The following is a 17,340-nucleotide window of genomic DNA, read 5'->3' as shown; positions in this document are numbered from 1 at the left end:
ATTAAGTGAACCAATGCAATGATCGGATGTCTTATCGGTGAAGTTTTCGCTTTAGAAGCACCAACAGTACTTTTAAATGTTAATGGAGTGGGCTATGAAATTGACACCCCACTTTCAACATTTTGCCAACTGCAAAAAGGACAACAGGTCACCTTATGGACGCATTTAGCTGTTCGTGAAGATGCTCAATTGTTATATGGCTTTTCAAATGCGCAAGAAAAAACCATTTTTCGTACCCTACTCAAAGTAAACGGTGTGGGTCCTAAAATGGCTTTGGGTATTCTTTCTACCTTAAGTGTAGAAATGTTAGTACATACTGTTGAAAATGGTGACGTCAAAACTTTGGTTAAAGTTCCAGGTGTCGGTACCAAAACAGCGGAACGCTTAATGATTGAACTTCGTGATCGTTTTAAGGCATTTTCGACAGGCAGCACTTCAAATAACTCGACTACAGCTCAAATACAATTTACAGGTAATTCTGCTGTTGCTGAAGCTGAAGCAGCATTACAATCGTTAGGTTATAAACCTTTAGAAGCACAAAAACTGATTAATGCCGTGAAAGCAGACTATACTGAAGCAAGCGACATCATCCGTGCTGCACTCAAATCCATGAATAAATAAGACAGATCAAAATACTCATGCAAGACCGTTTAATTAGTGGGACTGAAAAACCTGAAGATCATTTTGATCGTGCCATACGCCCAACATCATTGGATGACTACATCGGTCAGCCTGTAGTCCGTGAGCAAATGGAAATCTTTATTGGCGCTGCACGTGGTCGTGGTGAAGCACTTGATCATACTTTAATTTTTGGTCCACCGGGTTTAGGTAAAACCACTTTAGCCAATATCATCGCACGTGAAATGGGTGGAAATCTTAAATCAACTTCTGGTCCTGTTTTAGAGCGTGCAGGTGATTTGGCAGCCATGCTGACCAATCTTGAAGAAGGCGATGTGCTCTTTATTGATGAAATTCATCGCCTTTCACCCGTGATTGAAGAAATCCTTTATCCTGCCATGGAAGATTATCAGCTTGATATTATGATCGGTGAAGGTCCAGCCGCACGTTCAATTAAGCTGGATTTACCACCATTTACCTTGGTTGCCGCAACAACTCGTGCAGGTCTACTCACTTCTCCATTACGTGATCGTTTTGGGATTGTGCAACGTCTTGAATTCTATTCCGTTGAAGATCTGACCCATATTGTGACCCGTTCAGCACATTTGATGGATGTTCCCATGACCGCTGAAGGTGCAACAGAAGTGGCTCGACGCTCACGTGGAACACCCCGTATTGCCAATCGCCTGCTACGTCGTGTTCGCGACTATGCACAAGTGAAAGGAACAGGTGAAGTCACTCAAGAAATGGCGCAACGTGCCTTAGATATGCTGAATGTCGATAAAGATGGATTAGATACTCTCGATCGTCGTTATTTGTCGATGTTATTAGAACGCTTTGATGGTGGTCCAGCAGGTGTTGAAGCTTTAGCCGCTGCGATGGCTGAAGATTCTGGTACTTTAGAAGATGTGATTGAACCTTATTTGATTCAGCAAGGCTATGCGATGCGTACAGCACGCGGACGTATTGCGACTAATCAAGCTTATTTGCAATTTGGTATGACGCCCCCCGAATCCAAGTAAGTTAGATCGGGAATATTTAATATTCCCGATCCCTATTGATGGTTTTGTATCCATCAAGATAAAAATTCTTTGGATTAATTTTAAATACAAAAAATCAATGCTTTAATTTATAAAATATCGAAACTCTATCAGGATAAAGTTTCGATATAAGCTCATGCTAGAATTTAAAGGTAGTACTCAATTGAACTCTGCGCCCTTCTTGAGTATTTTTATATCGATTATAATAATCTCCACCTACTTTTTGATAATCAACAAAGTTTTTATCAAATACGTTGTATAAACCAACACCGATATCTACCTTCTCATTTACGCTAAAGTTCGAACCTACATGCATCAAAGCATAGGCTTTAAAATCCCCTAAAGCATTATAAACAGCTTCATTAACAACAGGTACACTATTATAATAATCTGGTGTAAAACGAGCACGTTTACCTCGATATTCACCTCTCGCCCATAATTGAATTTTATCATCGGCTTGCCATTTCAGTGATGCATTCGCCATATGTTTCGGCGTATCATTTAGAGGTGGATTACCTATCGCTTTATCCTGAATCTCTGTTTCAGTCCACGTATAGTTCAAACCCAATTTCCAGGTTGGTACAAACTCCCAATTCAATCCTGTTTCGATACCATAGATGTTAGCTTTTTGTGCATTAATTGGACGCCTAACACTCCAAGCACGAGTGCCAGTGTCGCCAGATTGCATTAACCATGGCGTACCAATGCTTGACATATATTCTTCACAAGACTTTTTATCAGCAACATTCTTGGCATCACAGGTTCTTTAGATAGGTCCATTGACTATTTTGTCTTTCACTTGACTATAAAATGTAGTGATATTGGCATCAAAATTGGACTCATTCGTAAAATAAGTACCGAACTCGAGGTTACGGCTTGTTTCCGGCTTTAAATTTGGATTACCAAAAAGTGGCGTTCGTCCTTGCCCACCAACATTATAAATCCCATTGGTTAGACGTTCTAAGCGAGGTGCTTTATATCCCTCACTATAGCCACCTTTAAGGGTCCAATTATCATTTGCATTCCACACCAAATAGGTTCTAGGTGTCCAAAAGGAGCCAAAGGTATCATGATTATCAAAACGCAAACCCGTTGTGAGAGCCAAACTTGGAGTAAGTGCCCATGTATCTTCTGCAAAAACACCAATCTGTTTAAAAGAAACCTCTTTATTTACCCTTAATCCATCTTTAATACTGGCATCCCACCACTGTCCACCCAAAGTAATGTTATGGGCATCAAAATATTGGCTAGCAAATTTTATATCAAAAATCGTATCTTTACTTTCAAGAAGACGCGGGTTAATTACAGTTGATCCCGCTTGAGCACGTGCAGGAATAAGTCGACCTATTGTTTCTGTCTGTGTATTACTAATACTCGAATCTAAGGTCCCAACATCATTGCGCCATGTATGCGCAAGTACAATTCGATCTCGATTATATTCTTGAGCTTTGTCATAGCCTCCATTTGCACCCAATGTGCCCAATTGAGCTTTACTGTTGTCATACCATTGCTCAGTTTTTTCATACTCTAAGTAAAGATCATGCTGTTTTGTTGGTGTCAGTGCTAAACGAGCACCAACAGTATCAATCGCTGATTTGGTCGGATTATCTCCTCTATCTAGTATTACAGCATTATCACTTTGGTCGAGATAACCGACATCGGACTGAGCTCGTCTAGCTGTTCGTGTACGAAGCTGTAACCCCAACAAATCTTTAATAATTGGACCTGTTATAAAAGAATCTACAGCACGTTGATTACCAAAATTAGAACTGTTTGGCAGTAAGGTTGCTTCTATGGTCGAACTACCTGTCCATTCATTGGATACTTTTTTAGTAATGATATTGACCACACCACCCATTGCATCAGAACCATAAAGTGTAGAAGCAGGTCCTCGAATCACCTCAATCCGTTCAATTGCTGAAATCGGCGGAATAAAACTATTGTTGGATTCACCGAATCCATTGGGAGTAATATCTCCTGTACTGTTTTGACGGCGACCATCGATTAGCACCAAAGAATATTCAGCATCCATTCCTCGAATTCGAATATTCAGTCCCCCTGTTTTTCCAGCTTGAGGGCTAATATCAACACCTTCAACATCGACTAACGCATCTGCAATAGAGTTTATACGTTTATCTTTTAAATCTTTTTCGGTAATCACCGTGATACTGGCTGGTGCATCTTTTAACTTTTGCTCGTAGCCTGCAGCTGAAACAACAATAGTAGCAAGTTGTTGAGCAGAATTTACTTCTGCGTTGTTATTCGCGTAGACCGTACTTGTTGTAATACCTAAAAGTGCTATCGAAACAGGACGAAGATTAAACTTTCTCATACATAAAATTCCATGGGATGGACGAGATCAGATTTGAAAAATATGCAAACATAAATAATAAGTATTCTCATTTGCATCAAAAACCGTACAAAACTTATCAGAAATAGTGAAGAATTAATACATTTAAAATTAAATATTACTTAAATGTAATTTTAATAATCATAAATAGACTGCAATCAATGCTTATCTTTCTTGTTATCTACAACAGATCATATTCCAAGTTATGACAGCTTGATGAGCAATAGCCTCATCACGCTTATAACAGCGATTTAATAATCAATGCCGCTTGATGAATTGCCAGACTTTCTCCATGGGATTCAATTCTGGGGAATAGGGAGTTAATTTTAATCAGATAACATTGTCTTAATTGAGTGAAGGTTGATGCTTGATGATCCACCAAAAAAATTTTTAACAGCCCATATTTAGGCTGGATATACTGTTAAATTTATGTTGTGCTTATTAAGTGTTAGGCTCGCTGTATTTTTTATGGAGATACCATAAAAAATCATTGCAGAAACTGAGCTATTATGCTCTTCTTCAATAATCATTAAGATTTTTTTTTCATTATTCACTTTTTCAAAACAGTGAAAAGCCTATCTATGTCCTAATTCAGGTTGCTCACGTTCAATCCATTTCTGATAGCTAATACTGATATTAAAAAAATTCATACCAACCGCAAGCCCTATAGATAACAAACTAATTGATATTGCTTTTGTGTTTCTGAGTAATAGTGCTAATGCAAATAAAACAACTGATGCACCTACAAAAAACATATCTATAGATATGGCATAGTGATTATTTCTTGTCATAAATGAAAGTATATAAACTAAAAATATACCAAACAGATTTAAAGTAGAAAGCCAAAATAATATTTTTAATTTCATGAAATTACTTCTTTTTCTCAACAATTAAGGCAGGGATTTTTTCAGCACTAAAGAAGTATTAAAACTTATACTTTTTCTTTAATAAAATTTCTATGATTAAAACTATGGGAGTCGTTATATAAAGCTTTAAAATTACAATTAAATATCCCATTACTAACGCATAATCAATAGGTCTTAACTCCATCTCAGGTTTATTAAATTTAAGAACAATCAAGGTAATAAAAAAACTAGAAATAAAAATTGATAAGAATACTTTAACTGAGAAATATTTAATGAAATTAGCCATAAAAAATAATATGTTTGAACAAATAAAAACAAGAAGTATATATATAAAAAAATTTTCTTTAATTAACGCCCTATCTATAAAATTGTATGAAAAAATAAAACCTATAAGTAGTTGAGTATTTAAAACAATATAACTTACATATTTATTCATAAGCAGACCCTAATTTCCTGTTATGATTTTTAAAGGTTTTGAAATTTTATCCATTTCCTTTTTTAAATTAGAAGGAAGAAAAATACCAGATGGTATATTCTTAAAAATACCAACTCCAGATATTGCACCAGAGGTACATTGAGTACAATTTAAAACTGGTCCACAGCCAACTTGATTTAGAATATTTTCTTCAATTTGATAGAACTCTTTTCTAGATACATAAAATGAATACAAATAAACTCTCTCACCATTAATTAACTGATATTCAAGATATTTTTTAAAAACGTCATGCTGTTTACCTAAGTCATCAACAGGGACTAATCCTAAAGATCCTCCCGAAATACCAGGATAATGAAAGCTACCATTAGGGTCATAAATTTCAAATGTATTTGGTCCTATCAATAACATCCCAGCATGTGTGCCAAGGATAACTGTATTGTCATTGACCATAATGGTTATTCTATAGTTTGTTTTAATCGCTATTTTAACTGGGGCTTTAGCTCCTGTTCCTGACATTGTAAGTGTTTTATTAAAAATGTTCATCTAAAAAATCATTTAAGTTAAAGAAATTATTAACAATCTCTATTTTAAGTTTTTCAGCACGATTAGTATTTTGTAGTGATGATATTAAACCATTCTCATCAGTAACCCCCTCTTCTATACGTCCGTTCTCTCTATGTATCTTATAGGGCATATTTGCAATAATGCTACTTGTTTCCACATCAATCAGCATAAATTCATCAGAAAAAAGCTGTTCATTCATCAATTGTATTATTTTCATTATTGAACTATTTTGCAGACCTCTACAACGAACAGCCAAATCAGATATTTTTATGTATTTAGCCCCACAAGTTGAAGTATCACCAGCCACAATAAGATTGCGACCATTAATTTGTATAAATCCTCTTTGTGTTGCAATAGCCTTAGATAAAACTTTACATTTTGGGCAATAATGTGTCATTCCTTCAAGATGAACCCCCTTGCCTTCAACGATCCAAGAATCATCACCTTCGAGAATTCGCCCACCATGGTCAATAAAGCAATCTTTTGTTATAAATGCTTGCATCTTTGATTACCTTAAAATAAATAATTGAAATTACTAAATTTAAAACTTATTTTCTTTTTATAAAAATACCTAAAAGCGCAATTGTATTTGGTCAAAGATTAAAATTTGTCATACATAAAATTCCATGAGATTGACGAGATCAGATTTGAGAAATATGCAAAAAAAATAATAAGAATTCTCATTTGCATCAAAACTATACAAAAATTATCAGAAATAGTGAAGAATTAATACATTTAAAATTTAATATTACTTAAATGTAATTTAAGTAATGAACAAAAACTTCTTATTTATTTGAGAAATCAATCGACTTTATATAAATGATCTTTATTTATGGAACTTGAAGGATCAGATGGATATATGAACAGCTCCTATTGTTAATTTAAAGTATCTCAAATATAGTTCACAATATAATCAAGGCAGAATAATTAACATTTTATAAAGGGCTTAACATGAAATATTTATGTGTTTTATTAATAGTTATAGCTTCAAGTGCAATTGCAGCTAATTTTAAAAATGATATGTCCTATTTGGTCGGTAAGCACCCTTATATAGCCATTCAAAACAAACTTGCTTTACAAGCTCTTCCAAATAACATTCCCAAAAAAGACTTCCAAAAGCTTAAAGACAGACTGTCTGTAGGTGCAAAAGTTACAACAGATGGTCAATATGTCGTATTACAAGGTTGTAAAGCACACCTATGTGATACTGATGCTGCAATTGTGGTTTTTGACAACTTAAATAAATATTCTTATGCCGCATACATAGAAAATATTGATGGAACATTGGGCACCCCAAATGTCCAAATTTATCAAAATACAAGATCAGACCCAAATACAATAGCACCCATTTATCAATTTATGACTGATCATAAAGTTTCCATGACTACAGAATTTGAAAAATAGCAAAGAATTTCGTATAAGCTGTATTATAAAATATTTAATGACTGGAAATAATATGCCTAAAGATCCAGAATGGGTAACTTGTGGTAAAAGCATCAAGCAATTAATTAAAGAATTAGAATCTTTCGAGGATCAAAACTTATTAGTTGAAATATCTTTTGACGATGGGGATACATCTAAACCTATAAGCTTAGTTGGTAAAATTAATGGGAAATGTATTTTATTAAATTGTGAAAACTCAAAAGAATAACACTCTGCATTTAACATAATGGGTGTTAAGTGAAATGAGCTTTACTTAATCTTTCAACATCAGTTTTTTTGCCACTACTACACCATTTTCTATAATACAACTTTCGAGTAGATCCCTACGAGCAATTTGTTACTCTTTAATACCACTTGATTTATAGAAACACTCAATCTAATCACCATCAGCCTTTCATTCTTAATTTGGAATGTAATCTTGTGCCATTTGAGAAAACATACCTTGTGCTAAAATTTGCGCCAAAGTCAGTGCTGAATTCTTGTCAAAATCTATAAGTGGACCGAATCAATTTTTTTCTGCAATATTAATTTTATAGCCTATGTACAGATACTGTTCAAACAATCCATCGTTGTTCATGTAGATACCTATGCCGCTCAAAAAACCACATAGCTGCTGAGGCACTATTGAGATGTTTCTTTATAGATCTTGTAAAATTCAATTCAGCTATTTGGTTCGTCATTTAAAGTTCTTCTTTTTTCCGATTAGATAATCTGAAATTGAATCAGCACAAGTAAGTACTGACAAACTATTGATAGATATGCAATAAACAACACAGGAATGCACAGCAACATGAGTAATAAATTCGAATTCCAAATCCGTGTATATATTGAAGATACAGATGCTGGCGGCATCGTCTATCACGCCAATCATATTCGCTTCATGGAACGTGCTCGTACTGAATGGCTACGTGCTTCTGGGATTGATCATTACTGGCATCAAAAAGATTACAATTTTGTCGTCCATAAAATTGCTTTGAAATACTCACGTCCTATACTGATGGACGACCTGATTACTGTTACAGCAAGTGTAGTTTCATGTAAAGCTTCGTCATTTGTGTTGCAACAAAATATATATCGTGGTGAAATCATGCTTGCTTCTGGCGAGGTAGAGTTGGCATGTTTAAGTACAGATATGAAACCTCGTAGAATTCCTGACGAAATCCGTGATTTAATTCTTCGAGAATTAGCCCACGAATAAAAATACTTTTGGCACATGTAACTATGGCAACACAACTAGAATCTTCTCTGCACATCTCTGATTTAATCTTACAAGCGAGCCCTGTGGTTCAATTGGTCATGCTGGTCTTAGTACTTGCATCTGTTTTTAGTTGGTATCTGATTGCCAAGTTACATATGGGCTATAAGAAAGCACGCCAAGGCGACGACCATTTTCAAAAAATATTTTGGTCTGGCGCTGAACTGAATACCCTCTATAACAATGCGCAACTTAACTCTAAACGCGATGGTCTGGAAGACATCTTTTATCAGGGTTTAAGTGAATATTTGAAATTGAAAAAGCGCCAAGCTGATACTGTACCCATGATTGAAGGTACAGAACGTATTTTGCGAGTAGGCTTAAGTCGTGATCAAGGTCGTTTAGAACAAGGTTTGAGTGCCTTAGCCAGCATAGGCTCTGTCGCTCCTTATGTAGGGTTATTTGGTACTGTTTGGGGCATCATGACTGCCTTCATCGGTTTGGCACAGGTTGAACAAGTAACTCTTGCCACTGTTGCACCAGGCATTGCCGAAGCACTGATTGCAACTGCGATTGGTTTATTTGCGGCAATTCCAGCAGTATTGGCATTTAACCATTACACTGCAAAAGGTGAAGAAATTTACTCAGATCGTGCATTATTTGCCGAAGAAATGGTGGCGCTGTTACAACGTCAGTCTGTGGGAACTACACAGGAAGCTGAATAATGGCAATCCAACGCTCAGGACGTTTTGACCGTGTCAAAAAGCCTTTAAAAAGTGATATGAACGTTGTTCCCTATATCGACGTTATGTTGGTTTTATTGGTCATTTTTATGGTTACAGCACCTATGATTACGACGGGTGTCAAAGTTGACTTGCCACAAGCCAATAACAACCCGATTCAATCTGAGGATCGACCTGCTATCGTGACGCTTAATGCGGATGGAAGCATCCAGCTCGAAGATAAAACACATAACAATGATGTGCTTACTTTAGAAGAGCTTAAAATTGTCCTTACAGAAAATCAAAAGCAAGCTCAAGCAAACAGCAAACAATTGAGTGTTTTGATTAATGGTAGTGAGTCACGCCCATATGGTGAAGTGATGAAACTTATGTCTGCATTACAAGATGCGGGTTTAAGCCAAGTTGGCTTGCTGACAGAGTCTGTAAAGTAAGTTATGAAAAATACTCAAAAGCCACAATCTAAAGATAAAGCGATTGCACTTGGATTTACCCTTGGTATTCATGTGGTGGCGATTACAGGCTTACTCTTTTTAGGTCTTAGTCGACCACCAGAACCCCCGAAGCAAATTAAAACTGTTCTTATCAAACCTGAAGATTTACCCCCTCCAGAACCGAAACCATTGGTAGACAGTGATTCAACGGAAACAGCTGACTCAAAAGTTTCAGAAAATATCCAACAAACTGCTGAACCAGACCAAACTGCGCCTGAAATTCCAGTCGAATCAAAGCCTGATACTGAAGCAGTGGATATAAAAAAAGCAGCTGATGAAGCTAAAGCCGCTTTAGAACAAAAAATGGCACTCGCTGCAGCGCGAGCTGCTCAGGAAAAAGCCACAGAACAAGCAAAAGCAAAAGCTGAAGCCGCGGAGAAAGCGAAACAAGAAGCCGCTGAAAAAGTGAAACAGGCAAAAAATGCAGCTGAAAAAGCCAAAGCTGAAGCTGATGCAAAAATTAAAGCTGAAGCGGCGGCTAAAGCGAAGCAAGAAGCCCTCCAAAAAGCTAAAGCCGATGCTGCTGAGAAAGCAAGATTAGCTCGTCTTGATGCTGAAGCTAAACGTAAAGCGGAAGCAGCAGAAAAAGTGAGAAAAGAAGCTGCTGAAAAAGCAGCTCAAGTCAGAGCGGATGCAAAAGCCAAAGCTGATGCCGAAGCTAAACGCAAAGCGGAAGCTGAAGCCAAACGTAATGCCGATGCTAAAGCCAAAGCAGATGCTGAAACTAAACGTAAAGCAGATGCGAATGCAAAATCCAAGGCTGATGCTGAGGCAAAAGCCAAAGCCGAGGCAAAATCTAAGGCAGACGCAAAAGCCAAAGCTGATGCAGAAGCGAAAGCCAAGGCAGATGCTAAAGCCAAGGCTGATGCAGATGCTAAAGCCAAAGCAGATGCAAAACGCAAAGCTGATCTTGCTCGCGAGTTAGAGGAAGAAAAGAACTCTGCTGCTGAGAAAGCAAAAGAAGCAGCTGCGAATAAAAAGGCAGAAGCCAGAAAAATTGCATCTTCAGCGAAAAAGGACTTTGAAAATAAGGTTCGAAATGCGTGGCGTATGCCAGCAGGCTCATCTGGTCAAAAGGCAACTGCCCGTGTCACGTTGACAGATAGTGGAGCTGTTGCATCGGTTATCGTGAATGCATCTGATCCAGATGTTAAAGCAAGTGTAGAACAAGCTGTACGTAACGCAGCCCCCTTCCCAATGCCTTCTGATCCTGATGCTCGACGCGAGGCACGGAGCTTTACTGCGAGTTTTACTGTGAAATAATTTTTGTAATATACCCTGCTTTGGCAGGGTTATTATTTGATTCACGCTATGGATAAGGTATTTGTGAAATTTTTTTTATTTATATTTCCTGCATTGATCTATCAAAGCACGCTTGCAAATCAAAATAGCCAAAATACTGAAACTAATTTTGCATCAATCCATCCAACGGAATTGAATACAACTGCCTCAGCCCTTGAAAAGAAAAGTTATCTTGCCAACGAGCAAAAAGCTAAGGCTAAAAAACTGGCATTCAGCATAAAAAAAGAATTTGTCCATAAAATTCTAAGGGCTTGGCATATACCAACAGGTGCAACAGAACAAAAAGCCAACGCACGTATAAAGCTTACACAAAATGGCTCCATTGACTCAATCGTTGTCAGTTCAGCAGCTCCAGATGTCAAAACAAGTATAGAGCAAGCGATCTACGATGCAGCGCCATTCACATTGCCCACTCAACCAGAAGTTAGGAGAGATGTACAAAGTTTCTCAGTCAACTTTATTGTAGAATAGAATTTGCATTCTCTATAGTTAAAACAATATCTATTATCAACCAAGTCATATAGACACATTGGAAAAATAAAATGCAATTTAAAACATTGCTGATTAGCAGCTTTCTTATTTGTTTCTCAACATTTTCATTTGCTGAAAAAAATCAAATCAACCCGCCAATTGAGGTTAACAGGCAACAAATACCTTCTAACCCATTTACACATGAAATGCCACCAACTGCTCTATCTCAGCAAAAAAATACACCTACACAAAATGAACAACTTAGACAAAATCAAATCACCAGTCAAATTTACAAAAGCAGAATGAATCGTATTACAAAATATTGGAAACGCCCTGCAACAGATTTAGCAGAGAAAGCCAATGTTCGGGTCTATCTAGATGAACAAGGAAATGTTGAAGATATTCTATTCGTGGGTGGACAGTTTAGTGATGAATTTGCGCGTTCAATCAAAACAGCGATTTATAAAGCTGCTCCCTTTGAAATGCCTAATGAACAATCGCTTAAAAAACAATTTCAAGAAATTCTTCTCCATTTCGCTGTCAGTGAATAATATCCTATTTTTCGTCAACGGTTATGATTTTTATCAATTTGCTTAGATACCCTATTAAGCTGTCATTCATCTGCGTCATACATTTAGATTTATTTTTTATCAACAAACAGCGAATTATCATCTTTTATTCATAATTACATGCTTTATATAGATTAAAATAATGTCTTTATGCTACAAAGCTAAGCATAGTTAAAAATTGATATTTGAGTACATGAAGTCCAATGAAAATCATGCCTAAACATCTATTAGGATTAGCGATAATTGTTGCATTGAGCCCAGCATTGATCACTCCATCGTATGCACAATTGCATTTAGAAATTGCTAAAGCACCTGAGTCCGCACCTAAAATTGCCATTCTTCCTTTTAGCAATGATCAATCCATCTATCCGATCATCGAACAGGATTTAAATCGTTCTGGTCGCTTTACCAGTTCTTCTAAAAACTTACCAGCAACTGCCAGCGTAAATAATGTGAATGCAGAAGCTTGGAAAGCCGCTGGTGTTCCTTATATCGTTCTAGGTGAGTCAAAAGTAAATGCTGATGGTTCATTGGCTGTACATTACCAACTGTATGATGTCGAAAAGCAAAAATTCTTGCTCAATGAATTGCTCACAGTTCCTGCTTCGCGTGTACGTACCGCAGCACATATGATCAGTGATGCTATCTATCAAGCATTAACAGGTATCCAAGGTGACTTTACTGGACGTATCGCCTATGTGCTACGCAATCCTGCAACACCTGATACACGTTATACTTTGCAAATCGCAGATACCGATGGTGAACAACCTAAAACTGTATTGAGCTCAAGAGATCCTATTCTCTCTCCTGCTTGGACACCAGATGCGAAAAAGATCGCCTATGTATCATTTGAAACAAAACGTCCAGCCATTTATGTTCAAGATTTGGCTTCTGGCGCTCGTGAGAAATTAGCCTCATTCCGTGGTTTGAATGGTGCACCTAGTTTTTCTCCTGATGGAAAATCTATGTTGTTCACCGCATCTATGCACGGCAATCCTGAAATATATCAAATGGATTTAGACACTCGTCAAGTTAAACGAATGACCAATGACAGTGCAATTGATACAGAAGCACGCTATGCACCTGATGGGAAATCATTTATTTTTACCTCTGACCGTGGTGGTTCAGCGCAAATTTATCGCTATAGCTTTGATGACGGTTCAACAAAACGTTTAACTTTCCGTGGCGCATTCAATGCCCGTGGTACGCTCAGTGCAGATGGCAAGTATGTTGCATTGGTACATCGCCCTTCTGGCAGCAATTACAAGGTTGCAATTCAAGAAATTTCTACTGGAATTACCAATATTCTGACTCCAACAAGTCTCGATGAATCACCTAGCTTCTCTCCAAACGGGCAAATGGTGGTATATGCAACGCGTGAAGGCAGTCGTGGCTTATTGGCAATCATGTCAACAGATGGTCGTTTCCGTATGAATTTACCGAGTGAACAAGGTGAAGTACGTGAGCCTGCTTGGGCACCTAAATGATTTACCCATGTCGCATGACTTAATTTAAAAAGGAAGTATCGGAGATCAACATGAAGGCTATTCAATATTTAACGTTACCATTACTCGCAGCAAGCTTAGTCATGACTGGTTGTGCCAGCCGTAAACCTGCTGCAACAGTAGAGTCTGGAACAAATCCCAATAGTGCGACTACGGTAAACACGACGGGCTTAAGTGAAGATGCAGCTTTAAATGCACAAAATTTAGCAGGCGCTTCAGCAAAAGGTGTAACTGAAGCAAACAAAGCATTTTTAGCAAAGCGTGTTGTACATTTTGACTATGACAGTAGTGATCTTTCAAATGATGACTATCAGACACTTCAAGCGCATGCACAATTCCTAATCGCCAATGCAAATTCAAAAGTTGCTCTAACAGGTCACACGGATGAACGTGGTACCCGTGAATACAATATGGCTTTGGGTGAACGTCGTGCAAAAGCTGTAGAAAGCTACTTAATCACTAACGGTGTTAAGCCAAACCAATTGGAAGCGGTAAGTTATGGTAAAGAAATGCCAATCAATGCAGGACATGATGAATCTGCATGGAAAGAAAACCGTCGTGTCGAAATTAACTATGAAGCTGTTCCACCGTTATTAAAATAATTTTTAAAAACAATATAAAAATGCCCAATTCAATTGGGCATTTTTATATTAGGCTAGCCGACCAATTGATCATTTTGATATTTAAAAGTTCAAATATTAAAACTAGACTTTCTTTGGATTTAAAATCAATACCGCCATTTTTTGAGCTTTTGATCACCGATGAGCTCAATCACCATATCTTCTACCCATTGCTCAACTTGATCAGGGGTAGCATCACCAAATAAATCCGACTGCAACAAGATTAAACAACATTTGAGATATTCATCGACATCATCAAAGATTTTTGTCAAATAAGGTCTATCATCATGATCAAAATAATAGACTTCTTTGCTTATGTCATGAAAACAAAACATATTGCCATTACCGAGATAGTCACTAAAAGTAATCAAATGCGGTAAAACTTCTACATCTTTTGAAGTGAATTCAGGTGCATATTCTGGTGCGGCAGCCCATATATCTTTTAAATAGCCAATATCATCAAACTGTTGTAGCTCTTCACCAATATCCGCAATGCCAAATGTTTGATAGAAAATTTTTAGAGAAACTGGCAAAGTGGTTTTTAAGCGCAGTTCAAGTTGATCAATTTCATCAATATTTATTGGAGATGCAACTTCATCATCATTTAAATCTGCAAATGATTGCAAAATGCGTTGGGTTTTTACCTCCCACTCTGGCTCTCCAATTTGATGAAATGGAAAGACGATATCTGCTTTATGATGAATTTCAATCATGATTGATGCGATAGTCTTCGAAATTTACTTGGATTATAAAATAAAAAAGCGCTTATCAAAGTGATAAACGCTTCTTATTGATTAAGCCTTTGACTCGTCTGGCTTGGGACTTTGCATGGATTCAATCATATCGTGCTTATTGAATTCTTTGAACTCAGGTTTAGCTTCGTAATTCTTCCATGCTTCTTTCACATTTTCAGCACTAATCTCTTTAAGATCAATACCTTCATTTTGAGTCGGAGTCGCTTCAAACTTTGCCGTTGTCATGTGAGTGCTCCTTTACGTTATTATCCGTATATCCAACATAACACTTTCTAAAATACTTGCAAGGGTAATTTCACGACAAATAACACAGGATAATTTTTATTTTGAGCTGAACTCATCTAAAATACCGCTATTGTTTAATGTGTCAAAATTTATCGCTTTTGGAGCACCTCTGATATGTCATATCGCACTCTATCCCAATATTTAGAACAACAACAAGGGAATTTAACACCTGAACTTGCCAATGTGATTGAAACGATTGCCAACACATGTAAAACCATTGATCAGGCGCTACAAAAAGGTGCGTTAGCAGGTGTACTGGGCAGTGCTCAACATGAAAATGTACAAGGTGAAGAACAAAAGAAACTTGATGTTATTTCAAATGATTATTTAATTGCTGCACTCAAAGCTAACTCAAATGTGGGCGGCTTAGCATCAGAAGAATTAGATGAGTTTACCCCAGCGCAAGAAAACGGCAAATATCTTGTTTTATTTGATCCTTTGGATGGTTCAAGTAATATTGATATTAACATGTGTGTAGGTACAATTTTTTCGATCCTTCCTGCTCAAAATAGCATTACACAAGCAGAAGATTTCATGCAAGCAGGTTCACAACAAGCTGCTGCTGGTTATGTTCTTTATGGTCCATCAACCATGATGGCACTTACAGTTGGTGCAGGTGTTGTATTTTTTACCTTCGATCCAGAAACTCAACAATTTTTACTGACTTCTGAAAATGTTCAAGTGGCTGCGGATACTAAAGAATACGCAATCAATGCTTCAAATCAACGTCATTGGGAAGCGCCTGTAAAACGTTATATTGATGAGCTACAAGCAGGTAAAACTTCTGTACGCGAAAAAGACTTCAATATGCGTTGGGTAGCATGTATGGTGGGTGATATTCACCGTATTCTATGTCGTAGTGGTATCTTCCTATATCCATACGACACCAAAGACCCTCAAAAAGCAGGTCGCCTGCGTTTGATGTATGAAGCCAACCCAATGAGCATGTTAATGGAACAAGCTGGTGGTGCATCTACAACAGGTCGCGTGCGTATCCTAGATATTCAACCTACTGAGTTACATCAACGTGTTCCAGTCGTGATTGGCTCTAAGAATGAAGTTGAACTTGTTACAAGCTATCATCACTAATTCTTTCATTTTTACGTGCGCTTTAAGCGCGTAAAACCAGTAAAGGTCTGTTGTAAATTCATTTTGGAATGATCAACAGATCTTACTTATTTTTGGATCTACTCTCCCATGCCTACAATTTTCCTTGAATCAAAAGACAATCCTAAAATTAAACACCTAAGAGGTTTGATTGAACAAAATACTTATCGTAAGAAACAAGGACAAACTGTACTTGAAGGCACACACCTGAGTCTTGCATGGTTAGAAAAGGGACGCAAAATTAATTCGATTTTCACCACTGAGCATGCGTTGGATCATGAGGATCTTGGTGAGATCATTGACCAATACCAAGGGATGGTGTTCGTGATCAGTGAAGCATTATATAAGGACCTAAGCACCTTAGGAACCACCCTTGCCTGCCTTGCAATCGTTGATTTGCCAAGCTCAACACAAGCATTGAATTTTAGCGAAGACACGTTAATTCTTGAAAATGTTCAAGACCCTGGTAATGTCGGAACGCTATTGCGTTCCGCCGCAGCTGCGGGCATTGAACAAATTGTCTGTACAAAAGGCTCTGCTTCATTATGGTCACCACGTGTTCTGCGTGCGGGTATGGGCGCACATTTCTCCTTACAAACCTATGAGAATGTTGTACTTGAGGATATTTTAAAGCAATTCAAAATTCCTGTTTATGTGACCAGCTCACATGAAGCAGAAAGTCTGTATTCCAAAAATTTACGTAAACAATGTGTGTGGATTTTGGGTAATGAAGGTCAAGGCGTTTCAGAATTTGCATTGAAACGTGCAGAAGCTGTATCTATTCCACAACCAGGCGGTCAAGAATCACTCAATGTCGCTGTTGCAGGCTCAATTTGTTTCTTTGAAATGGTTCGTCAACGACTATAAGGTTAAATTATTTTAAATATCGCCCGTTATTGAAAAAAATCATTTAAACTGAAAAAAATAATTGATTTACGTGTCAACCCAAACCATTTTTTAAACGTTATAGTGATATGAAT

At 37.2% G+C, this 17,340-nt stretch carries 20 protein-coding genes and 1 pseudogene; 14 read left to right on the top strand and 7 right to left on the bottom strand.

Translation table 11 applies throughout. From position 1 onward, the window contains the following. Positions 1-18 precede the first annotated feature (18 nt). Both ruvA and ruvB read left to right on the top strand, forming a co-directional pair. The gene (ruvA, locus tag TOL5_RS07945; protein ID WP_005032363.1) at positions 19-621 is read left to right on the top strand and encodes a Holliday junction branch migration protein RuvA; all 603 of its coding nucleotides are present in this window, start codon (positions 19-21) and stop codon (positions 619-621) included. 17 nt (positions 622-638) lie between these two features. Further along, positions 639-1,640, top strand: coding sequence for a Holliday junction branch migration DNA helicase RuvB (gene ruvB / locus TOL5_RS07940; protein ID WP_121774662.1), 1,002 nt, complete (start codon positions 639-641; stop codon positions 1,638-1,640). A 157-nt stretch (positions 1,641-1,797) separates the two neighbouring features. Here the strand turns inward: ruvB and TOL5_RS07935 are convergent. From TOL5_RS07935 to TOL5_RS07915, 5 genes and pseudogenes are all read right to left on the bottom strand, one after another. Further along, positions 1,798-3,990: pseudogene (locus TOL5_RS07935) on the bottom strand (TonB-dependent receptor domain-containing protein). 593 nt (positions 3,991-4,583) lie between these two features. Further along, on the bottom strand, positions 4,584-4,874 hold the full coding sequence (locus TOL5_RS07930) for a hypothetical protein (RefSeq protein ID WP_121774664.1): 291 nt from the start codon (positions 4,872-4,874) through the stop codon (positions 4,584-4,586). A gap of 58 nt (positions 4,875-4,932) precedes the next feature. After that, entirely contained in the window at positions 4,933-5,310 is a 378-nt protein-coding gene (locus TOL5_RS07925) for a hypothetical protein (RefSeq protein ID WP_199934813.1), read from the bottom strand. A 9-nt stretch (positions 5,311-5,319) separates the two neighbouring features. Further along, positions 5,320-5,853: a hypothetical protein gene (locus TOL5_RS07920; protein WP_121775895.1), complete on the bottom strand. Its 534-nt coding sequence runs from the start codon at positions 5,851-5,853 to the stop codon at positions 5,320-5,322. After that, positions 5,840-6,376 (bottom strand): PAAR domain-containing protein, encoded by a 537-nt coding sequence (locus tag TOL5_RS07915; RefSeq protein ID WP_121775894.1) that lies wholly within the window; start codon positions 6,374-6,376, stop codon positions 5,840-5,842. The genes TOL5_RS07920 and TOL5_RS07915 overlap by 14 nt, the downstream gene beginning before the upstream one ends. 449 nt (positions 6,377-6,825) lie before the next feature. On the opposite strand from TOL5_RS07915, the gene TOL5_RS07910 reads away from it, so the two are divergent. The 10 genes from TOL5_RS07910 (at position 6,826) to pal (ending at position 14,195) form a co-directional block, all read left to right on the top strand. After that, positions 6,826-7,278, top strand: a complete 453-nt coding sequence (locus tag TOL5_RS07910; RefSeq protein ID WP_121775158.1) for a hypothetical protein — start codon at positions 6,826-6,828, stop codon at positions 7,276-7,278. Positions 7,279-7,330: 52 nt separating this feature from the next. Then, a complete protein-coding gene (locus TOL5_RS07905) occupies positions 7,331-7,525 on the top strand; it encodes a hypothetical protein (RefSeq protein ID WP_121775157.1) in 195 nt (64 codons plus the stop codon). A gap of 582 nt (positions 7,526-8,107) precedes the next feature. Continuing rightward, positions 8,108-8,515 (top strand): tol-pal system-associated acyl-CoA thioesterase, encoded by a 408-nt coding sequence (gene ybgC / locus TOL5_RS07900; protein WP_004724526.1) that lies wholly within the window; start codon positions 8,108-8,110, stop codon positions 8,513-8,515. 23 nt (positions 8,516-8,538) lie between these two features. Further along, complete coding sequence (tolQ, locus tag TOL5_RS07895) at positions 8,539-9,237, top strand: protein TolQ (protein ID WP_121775156.1); 699 nt, start codon at positions 8,539-8,541, stop codon at positions 9,235-9,237. Then, positions 9,237-9,686, top strand: coding sequence for a protein TolR (tolR, locus tag TOL5_RS07890; protein ID WP_004824636.1), 450 nt, complete (start codon positions 9,237-9,239; stop codon positions 9,684-9,686). The genes tolQ and tolR overlap by 1 nt, the downstream gene beginning before the upstream one ends. Before the next feature lie 3 nt (positions 9,687-9,689). Next, positions 9,690-11,009 (top strand): cell envelope integrity protein TolA, encoded by a 1,320-nt coding sequence (tolA, locus tag TOL5_RS07885; RefSeq protein WP_221260692.1) that lies wholly within the window; start codon positions 9,690-9,692, stop codon positions 11,007-11,009. 63 nt (positions 11,010-11,072) lie between these two features. After that, the gene (locus TOL5_RS07880) at positions 11,073-11,519 is read left to right on the top strand and encodes a cell envelope integrity protein TolA (protein ID WP_227544072.1); all 447 of its coding nucleotides are present in this window, start codon (positions 11,073-11,075) and stop codon (positions 11,517-11,519) included. 71 nt (positions 11,520-11,590) lie between these two features. Continuing rightward, a complete protein-coding gene (locus TOL5_RS07875) occupies positions 11,591-12,070 on the top strand; it encodes a cell envelope integrity protein TolA (protein ID WP_121775153.1) in 480 nt (159 codons plus the stop codon). A gap of 221 nt (positions 12,071-12,291) precedes the next feature. Further along, positions 12,292-13,575, top strand: coding sequence for a Tol-Pal system beta propeller repeat protein TolB (gene tolB, locus TOL5_RS07870; protein ID WP_199934812.1), 1,284 nt, complete (start codon positions 12,292-12,294; stop codon positions 13,573-13,575). Positions 13,576-13,625: 50 nt separating this feature from the next. After that, on the top strand, positions 13,626-14,195 hold the full coding sequence (gene pal / locus TOL5_RS07865; protein WP_004824646.1) for a peptidoglycan-associated lipoprotein Pal: 570 nt from the start codon (positions 13,626-13,628) through the stop codon (positions 14,193-14,195). A 125-nt stretch (positions 14,196-14,320) separates the two neighbouring features. Here pal and TOL5_RS07860 read toward each other — a convergent pair whose 3' ends face one another. Beyond that, a complete protein-coding gene (locus tag TOL5_RS07860; protein WP_121775151.1) occupies positions 14,321-14,926 on the bottom strand; it encodes an SMI1/KNR4 family protein in 606 nt (201 codons plus the stop codon). Positions 14,927-15,007: 81 nt separating this feature from the next. Continuing rightward, positions 15,008-15,193 (bottom strand): NF038105 family protein, encoded by a 186-nt coding sequence (locus TOL5_RS07855; protein WP_004824653.1) that lies wholly within the window; start codon positions 15,191-15,193, stop codon positions 15,008-15,010. Positions 15,194-15,367: 174 nt separating this feature from the next. Here TOL5_RS07855 and TOL5_RS07850 point away from each other — a divergent pair, with 174 nt between their 5' ends. Beyond that, positions 15,368-16,342, top strand: coding sequence for a class 1 fructose-bisphosphatase (locus TOL5_RS07850; protein ID WP_121775150.1), 975 nt, complete (start codon positions 15,368-15,370; stop codon positions 16,340-16,342). A gap of 108 nt (positions 16,343-16,450) precedes the next feature. Then, positions 16,451-17,227 (top strand): TrmH family RNA methyltransferase, encoded by a 777-nt coding sequence (locus tag TOL5_RS07845; RefSeq protein WP_004824658.1) that lies wholly within the window; start codon positions 16,451-16,453, stop codon positions 17,225-17,227. The last annotated feature ends 113 nt before the right edge of the window (positions 17,228-17,340 follow it).

Source organism: Acinetobacter sp. Tol 5, assembly GCF_019702905.1.
GTDB lineage: Bacteria > Pseudomonadota > Gammaproteobacteria > Pseudomonadales > Moraxellaceae > Acinetobacter > Acinetobacter bereziniae.
The sequence above is the reverse complement of the archived record's forward strand: the minus strand, read 5'-3'. Positions and strand labels throughout refer to the sequence as shown.

Bases quoted from the DNA above. Each gene is read 5' to 3' on its own strand.
- ruvA (WP_005032363.1), top strand. From the start codon at position 19: ATGATCGGATGTCTTATCGGTGAAGTTTTCGCTTTAGAAGCACCAACA.
- ruvB (WP_121774662.1), top strand. From the start codon at position 639: ATGCAAGACCGTTTAATTAGTGGGACTGAAAAACCTGAAGATCATTTT.
- TOL5_RS07930 (WP_121774664.1), bottom strand. From the start codon at position 4,874: ATGAAATTAAAAATATTATTTTGGCTTTCTACTTTAAATCTGTTTGGT.
- TOL5_RS07925 (WP_199934813.1), bottom strand. From the start codon at position 5,310: ATGAATAAATATGTAAGTTATATTGTTTTAAATACTCAACTACTTATA.
- TOL5_RS07920 (WP_121775895.1), bottom strand. From the start codon at position 5,853: ATGAACATTTTTAATAAAACACTTACAATGTCAGGAACAGGAGCTAAA.
- TOL5_RS07915 (WP_121775894.1), bottom strand. From the start codon at position 6,376: ATGCAAGCATTTATAACAAAAGATTGCTTTATTGACCATGGTGGGCGA.
- TOL5_RS07910 (WP_121775158.1), top strand. From the start codon at position 6,826: ATGAAATATTTATGTGTTTTATTAATAGTTATAGCTTCAAGTGCAATT.
- TOL5_RS07905 (WP_121775157.1), top strand. From the start codon at position 7,331: ATGCCTAAAGATCCAGAATGGGTAACTTGTGGTAAAAGCATCAAGCAA.
- ybgC (WP_004724526.1), top strand. From the start codon at position 8,108: ATGAGTAATAAATTCGAATTCCAAATCCGTGTATATATTGAAGATACA.
- tolQ (WP_121775156.1), top strand. From the start codon at position 8,539: ATGGCAACACAACTAGAATCTTCTCTGCACATCTCTGATTTAATCTTA.
- tolR (WP_004824636.1), top strand. From the start codon at position 9,237: ATGGCAATCCAACGCTCAGGACGTTTTGACCGTGTCAAAAAGCCTTTA.
- tolA (WP_221260692.1), top strand. From the start codon at position 9,690: ATGAAAAATACTCAAAAGCCACAATCTAAAGATAAAGCGATTGCACTT.
- TOL5_RS07875 (WP_121775153.1), top strand. From the start codon at position 11,591: ATGCAATTTAAAACATTGCTGATTAGCAGCTTTCTTATTTGTTTCTCA.
- tolB (WP_199934812.1), top strand. From the start codon at position 12,292: ATGAAAATCATGCCTAAACATCTATTAGGATTAGCGATAATTGTTGCA.
- pal (WP_004824646.1), top strand. From the start codon at position 13,626: ATGAAGGCTATTCAATATTTAACGTTACCATTACTCGCAGCAAGCTTA.
- TOL5_RS07860 (WP_121775151.1), bottom strand. From the start codon at position 14,926: ATGATTGAAATTCATCATAAAGCAGATATCGTCTTTCCATTTCATCAA.
- TOL5_RS07855 (WP_004824653.1), bottom strand. From the start codon at position 15,193: ATGACAACGGCAAAGTTTGAAGCGACTCCGACTCAAAATGAAGGTATT.
- TOL5_RS07850 (WP_121775150.1), top strand. From the start codon at position 15,368: ATGTCATATCGCACTCTATCCCAATATTTAGAACAACAACAAGGGAAT.
- TOL5_RS07845 (WP_004824658.1), top strand. From the start codon at position 16,451: ATGCCTACAATTTTCCTTGAATCAAAAGACAATCCTAAAATTAAACAC.